The organism is Lysobacter sp. TAF61 (assembly GCF_052113485.1).
Classification (GTDB): Bacteria; Pseudomonadota; Gammaproteobacteria; order Xanthomonadales; family Xanthomonadaceae; genus Lysobacter_J.
Map to the genome: position 1 here is coordinate 1 of NZ_JBFRDH010000012.1, position 5685 is coordinate 5685.

Genomic DNA, 5685 nt, shown 5'->3' on the forward strand with positions numbered 1-5685 from the left:
GTTCACAGGCCTCCGCAAGCTGATACATTTCGGGCCGGGGAAGGTCTAGGACATTTCCGGCGGCAGTTCTCGGCTCCGGTCACGACACTAGGCCTAACAAGTCATTCAAGCCGACACCGCTCCGCGGCGCGGCTTAACTCAGGCGTTAGAGCCCGCATGAAGCATCCAGCACCGACACAGGATGAGGTCGCGGAGGTGGAGAAGGTCGTTGGCTTTCCTCTCCCACCCGCACTAGTTGCTCTCTATGCACTACGCGGCAATGGCGGCTTCGGGCCGGACTACGGTTTGCTTGGCCTCAGCTCCGGACACGTCACTGACCAAGGCGACACAGCGCTTAGTCTCTATCGGGTGCTCAACAGCTCGGATCCCGATGATCCAGGTTGGGTTTGGCGCCGGCACCTACTACCCATTCTTCACCTTGGTTGCGCCATCCACTACTGCATCGACTTGGCCACCCCAGGGAATCCTGTAGTTCAATTTGATCCAAATGCGTTTGGCCCCGGGGACGACTGGAGTGGCGCATTTACGGTAGCTTTTCCCAAGCTGGGGCCGTGGCTGGGCGGGCTCTAACAATTCATTCAAGCCGAAGCCGCTTCGCGGCTCGGCTTAACTCAGGCGTTAGGGCCCACAGGAATGTTTCCCGGCGTACACGACAGTCAGGTCTTGGCCTACTCGGCCGACTCGCGAACGGGAGAGGTACTGCTGCACCTCCGAGCAGGCCCCGAAGGATCGCTACTGTTCGACATAAGGTTCAAAGGGGTGATGGCGCACCAATTCCCTTACCCGCTTATGCCGTCTTGGGTATTTGATCTCGTCCCAGTTTCTGCTGAGGAGCTACTTGCCCGAGAATGGGACACAATTGCTGAGGGGTTCCGGCTTGTGGGCTGGCCAGGCCACTGGGCTGACTCGCTCGAGAGCGCGCAGGCCCATTGCCGGGCAGAGGGCGTAGCCGGCTACGATTTGGAGACCAGCTACGGGATGCATGGCTGGGTGCTAGCCAAGTCGGTGGAGCGCGTCGATGTGCCCTAACAATTCATTCAAGCCGAAGCCGCTTCGCGGCTCGGCTTAATTCAGGCGTTAGGGCGCTCATGAACTTTCTCAACAAGTTGCTAGGAAATAAGCATCCTCAGTCGCCCTCATCGGACGCTTCGGCAGCATTGTCCGCTCACGAGGCCATACAACAAGCACGGATAGGCCGGTTGCCCATTCAAGAAATGTTGGCCATTTTGGCAAGGAGCTCGTTATTCGTTCCTCTAGCCTCCCCACCTGAAATTGACGGCGAGGCGATTACGGCTTGGAAGCCGTCCACTGTTTCAAAGGCGGATGGATCGCAATGGGTTGTAGCGTTCACCAATACGGACCAAGCATCGGAGTTCTGCAAACAGACGCCTGCCTACTCGCATGGCTTGAGCGTGGGAACCAAGTGGCTACTCCAAGTCCTGCCCCCGGGTCATGGCATCGTGATCAACATTGGTACTGCACAAGGCTTTGAGTGGAACGCGGGTGGGATCGCTGAGTACAAAGCAAGGGTGTCGCGCCCTAACAATTCATTCAAGCCGAAGCCGCTTCGCGGCTCGGCTTAATTCAGGCGTTAGCTGCCTTGGATGCATACACCGTAATCGCCAAAAACCACCCGTGGAGCGGCTCGTTCGACGAGGCGTCTTTTCGGGCGCGTCTTTACGAGGACGCTCTGTGGTCGCAGGAGGAGTACTGGAAAGTGGAGTGGGCCCTGTGCCAGCTTGTCACTACTGCTGGCGAAGACGCGGAGGTGCGATCGAGAGTCTTCAGGCTTTTCAGCGCAACCACTAACCTGTTCGCCGCACACTTTAACCCGAATGACGTGTTCTCCATTCGGAACCTGGATTCAAACGATATTTGCGAGATCATAGAGCGATTCCATCTGGTGTTTGAGGGATTCTTCTCCGGCGAAATGCCGGACCTTGCTGAGAGCTTTGATGAGCGCAACCCACTGCTGTCGGCCGGCAGCTAACAATTCATTCAAGCCGAAGCCGCCTCACGGCTCGGCTTAATTCAGGCGTAAGGTGCCACATGAGCATTCGCCGCAAACTCATAAAAGCTGTCCCGCTCGTTCTGGCATGTAGCGTTGCCGGGGCTGCGGCAACCTGGACGCCAATTGCCTGCGGCTGCCTTTCTGCTTGGGAGGATGTCGCCGCGGGGATTGACCTCCCCGGCGTAACAGCTCCAGGCCAGCTCAGCGCCCAAGTAATTGCCGGCGCATTGGCTAAGAAGCTCTCTGGCAAAACTGTCAAGGTCTCCGACCTTCCGTTCGCAACGTCGACTTACGACTGCGCTGAGAGTCAATCTCCATCTCGCACAATTCGGTGCCGTTGGTGGCTTTGGGAGTCAGGGCTAAGCAAAAAGGGCTATGACGTGATCGTAGACACGTCGGCCACCGGAGAGTTTCGTCGAGTGCACGTTGTCCCAGTTGAGTATTCGGATCCTATGGGCAAGGATGGCACCTAACAGTTCATTCAAGCCGACACCGCTCCGCGGTGCGGCTTAACTCAGGCGTTAGGCCTGTAGTCGCAGCGTTGCGGCCGGTCCGGAATCGACATGCTGTGGCAGCGGGTACGCGTCCGGCTATGTGCTTCGGTGGTGCGCACAACGCCCCCAGCCTCGGTCATTGCCAGCGGCATTTCTCCCGCTTCGGTCGGGCCCCCGTCTCCGGCGGCGCCAGGCCCGGCGAGCTGATACATTTCCGCCTGGGGTTAGGTCATGGCACTGCAGCCGGCCGCAGTTTCTGGGCTCCGGTTAGGGCGCTAAGGCCTAACAAGTCATTCAAGCCGACGCCGCTCCGCGGCGCGGCTTAACTCTGGCGTTAGCGCCCATAAGGGAGAACCATGCGAACTGTAGGTAGGGCCATCCTTGTCGCCGCATCCTTGGCTCCGTTGATGGCCTGTAGCCAGACCGACGATGAATTTTTGCTGCAATTTCGCGCGGATTTTCCAAAGGGCTGCGCGGAAACATCTGCACCGCCTGGTGTCACACCCCAGCAAGTCCTAAAGCTCTGCGAGTGCACCGCAGATGAAATGGTCAAATCCTTTAGTGTCCGAGACCTCAAGCGCATTGGAGAACAGCAGGTCATAACTGAGGCGGAGCAGTCTCAGGTAGCCTCTATTGGTCGTTCCTGTGCGACTTCCCTCGACATCTCACAACAACCCTAAGCACTCGCTGTCTATTCGAGGCAATCGTGCGTAAAGCCATTTACTGTTTGTTCGTCGCGCCAATGACCGCACTGCCGTCCGTCGCTCTGGCAGTCGACCGATCCAGCAGCGCCTATCAAGCCGGCAACATCCTTGGACGTGTCTTAGTAGGCCTTGTCATCGCATACGGCGCATGGAAGTTAGTCTGGCGACTTATTTCTGGGCCAAGTTCAGATAGGGCGCGCAAGTCTCGCGGCGATGGGCGCTAACAATTCATTCAAGCCGAAGCCGCTTCGCGGCTCGGCTTAATTCAGGCGTTAGGCCCCACATGAAGTTTGGTGACCACGTAGAGCTAACCGACTGGAACGGCCAGTGCTTGCTGACGGTTTGTGACGTCGAGCTACACGACTTCCTCGATGATTTCTTTACGGGTCATGGCATTGAGATCCAGGTCGTTCTACCTCCAAACGATCCTGGGAAATACCAATTGCTATTCCCGCCAAGCACTTCCAAGGAAGCCGTGCATCGCTTCCTTGCCCAAGTCGGGCCAGAGGAGATTGATCGTATAGTTCGCATCAACAACGGCGGCTCCGGTGTACCGGGTGGGGCCTAACAATTCATTCAAGCCGAAGCCGCTTCGCGGCTCGGCTTAGTTCAGGCGTTAGGCACCTATGAAAGCCAGCCGCTTGCCAAGCCCTCAGTATCTGATCGCTCACGCCTGCTTTGCATGTCGCAAGAGCTTCAAGGTGGCTCCTCGTTCTGAAATGGCCGCCGTCTGTCCACACTGTGGTGGGCAACTACATGAGATGGGGCGCTCATTCAAGGCCCCGACAGCTCGAGACGCGGAGCAATGGGCCAAGGTCCAGGCGCTGCATAACGCTGGATTTCGTTTCTTCAGCTACCGAAGTGTGGACGGTCCACCATTGCCGACCAAGCTCTCTGATGTTGAGGCGTTTGTTCGTGACAACCCGGAGCACCCACTCCGTGTGGCGGCGCCTAACAATTCATTCAAGCCGACACCGCTCTGCGGTGCGGCTTAACTCAGGCGTTAGGCGAGTTGTCGCCGCTGTGCAGCCGTAAGGGTGTAGAGCCGCGCAGGTTGCGGATGCGTGGCGGGCGACTTCGCTAGCCCCTAGTCGCTCTTGTTGGGTACGGCTCCGGAAAGGGGAGGGGCTGGTTCACAGGCCTCCGCAAGCTGATACATTTCGGGCCGGGGAAGGTCTAGGCATTTCCGGCGGCAGTTCTCGGCTCCGGTCACGACACTAGGCCTAACAAGTCATTCAAGCCGACACCGCTCCGCGGCGCGGCTTAACTCAGGCGTTAGGCACGTAGTCGCAGCCGTGCGGCCAGGTCGAGGGAGCGACGCGATGTCGGGGCTCATGCTCGCCCGCTTTGTGCTTCGGTCATGCGTACAACGCCCCCAGTCGAGCTCATTGCCGGCGGCTGTCTTCCTCCTTCGGCAGGCCCCCGGTCTTCGGCGGCGCTAGGCACCGCGAGCTGATACATTCCCGCCCGGGGGTTAGGTCATGGAAGGGCAGTCGGCCGCAGTTCTTGGCTCCGGTTGCGGCGCTAGGCCTAACAGGTCATTCAAGCCGAACACCAATCGCTACGCGATTGATGTCGGCTTAACTCAGGCGTTAGGTGGCAGGGAAAGATGATCTCGGCTCTTGCAATCGCGATGCTCGCGGCCAGCTCAGGTGCTAACGCACCTGCAGCACAAGCTCCCGCGCTTCAATGCAACATCGGCCCAACGACCGCCCAATTGGGCGGCAACGACTGGTTGATGTACGGCTGCGCTGATGGCCACTCGGTAGTTGTGGTAGCGGCACCACCGAATCCTGCTTCACCGTTCGTGTTCATCGTTACACCTGACGGGAATGGGGGCATCGAACTTCACGGAGAAGGCACAGGTTCCAAGTCCGCCACAGAGCCGGCATATAAGAGCCTCAGCTCAATGTCATCGGCCGACCTGGAGGCCTTCTATCAACAGGCCAGGCATGCTGCAGACAAGTAAGCTGCCACCTAACAATTCATTCAAGCCGACACCGCTCCGCGGTGCGGCTTAACTCAGGCGTTAGGACCGTAGTCGCAGCCGTGCGGCCGGGTTGTGGGAGCGACTCGTCGCCGGGGCTGATGCTCGCCCGCTTTGTGCTCCGGGTGTGCGCACAACGCCCCCATCTGACGTCATCCCCGCGGCATTGGTCCCGCTCCGGTCGGGGCCCCGTCTTCGGCGGCGCGGAGCATCGCGAGCTGATACATTTCCGCCGGGGGTTAGGTCATGACACAGCTGCCGGCCGCAGTTCTTGGCTCCGGTTGCGGCGCTAGGCCTAACAGGTCATTCAAGCCGAAGCCACTTCGTGGCTCGGCTTAATTCAGGCGTTAGGCGAGTTGTCGCCGCTGTGCAGCCGTAAGGGCGTAGAGCGGCACGGGTCGCGGACGCGTGGTGGGCGACTCCGCTAGACCCTGGTCGCCCTTTTTCGATGCCGGCTCCGGCAAGGAAGGGGGCGGGTTCACAGTCCGC

The 5685-nt window shown here is 59.2% G+C and carries 4 protein-coding genes; all 4 read left to right on the plus strand.

Features of this window, described 5'->3' with window-relative positions:
• Window positions 1-156 precede the first annotated feature (156 nt).
• The 4 genes from AB4Y64_RS17530 to AB4Y64_RS17545 all read left to right on the plus strand — a co-directional run bounded on the left by AB4Y64_RS17530 (window position 157) and on the right by AB4Y64_RS17545 (window position 3777).
• Window positions 157-570, plus strand: a complete 414-nt coding sequence (locus AB4Y64_RS17530) for an SMI1/KNR4 family protein (protein ID WP_441817729.1) — start codon at window positions 157-159, stop codon at window positions 568-570.
• A 518-nt stretch (window positions 571-1088) separates the two neighbouring features.
• Window positions 1089-1583 carry an SseB family protein gene (locus AB4Y64_RS17535; protein ID WP_441817730.1) on the plus strand — a complete coding sequence of 165 codons (495 nt, stop codon included), beginning with the start codon at window positions 1089-1091 and terminating at the stop codon, window positions 1581-1583.
• Window positions 1584-1600: 17 nt separating this feature from the next.
• The gene (locus AB4Y64_RS17540) at window positions 1601-1990 is read left to right on the plus strand and encodes an Imm41 family immunity protein (RefSeq protein WP_441817731.1); all 390 of its coding nucleotides are present in this window, start codon (window positions 1601-1603) and stop codon (window positions 1988-1990) included.
• A 1502-nt stretch (window positions 1991-3492) separates the two neighbouring features.
• Window positions 3493-3777 (plus strand): hypothetical protein, encoded by a 285-nt coding sequence (locus AB4Y64_RS17545; RefSeq protein WP_441817732.1) that lies wholly within the window; start codon window positions 3493-3495, stop codon window positions 3775-3777.
• Window positions 3778-5685 lie beyond the last annotated feature (1908 nt).

Excerpts from the sequence above, each read along its gene's own strand:
- AB4Y64_RS17545 (WP_441817732.1), top strand. The coding sequence starts at position 3,493 with ATGAAGTTTGGTGACCACGTAGAGCTAACCGACTGGAACGGCCAGTGC.
- AB4Y64_RS17530 (WP_441817729.1), top strand. The coding sequence starts at position 157 with ATGAAGCATCCAGCACCGACACAGGATGAGGTCGCGGAGGTGGAGAAG.
- AB4Y64_RS17535 (WP_441817730.1), top strand. The coding sequence starts at position 1,089 with ATGAACTTTCTCAACAAGTTGCTAGGAAATAAGCATCCTCAGTCGCCC.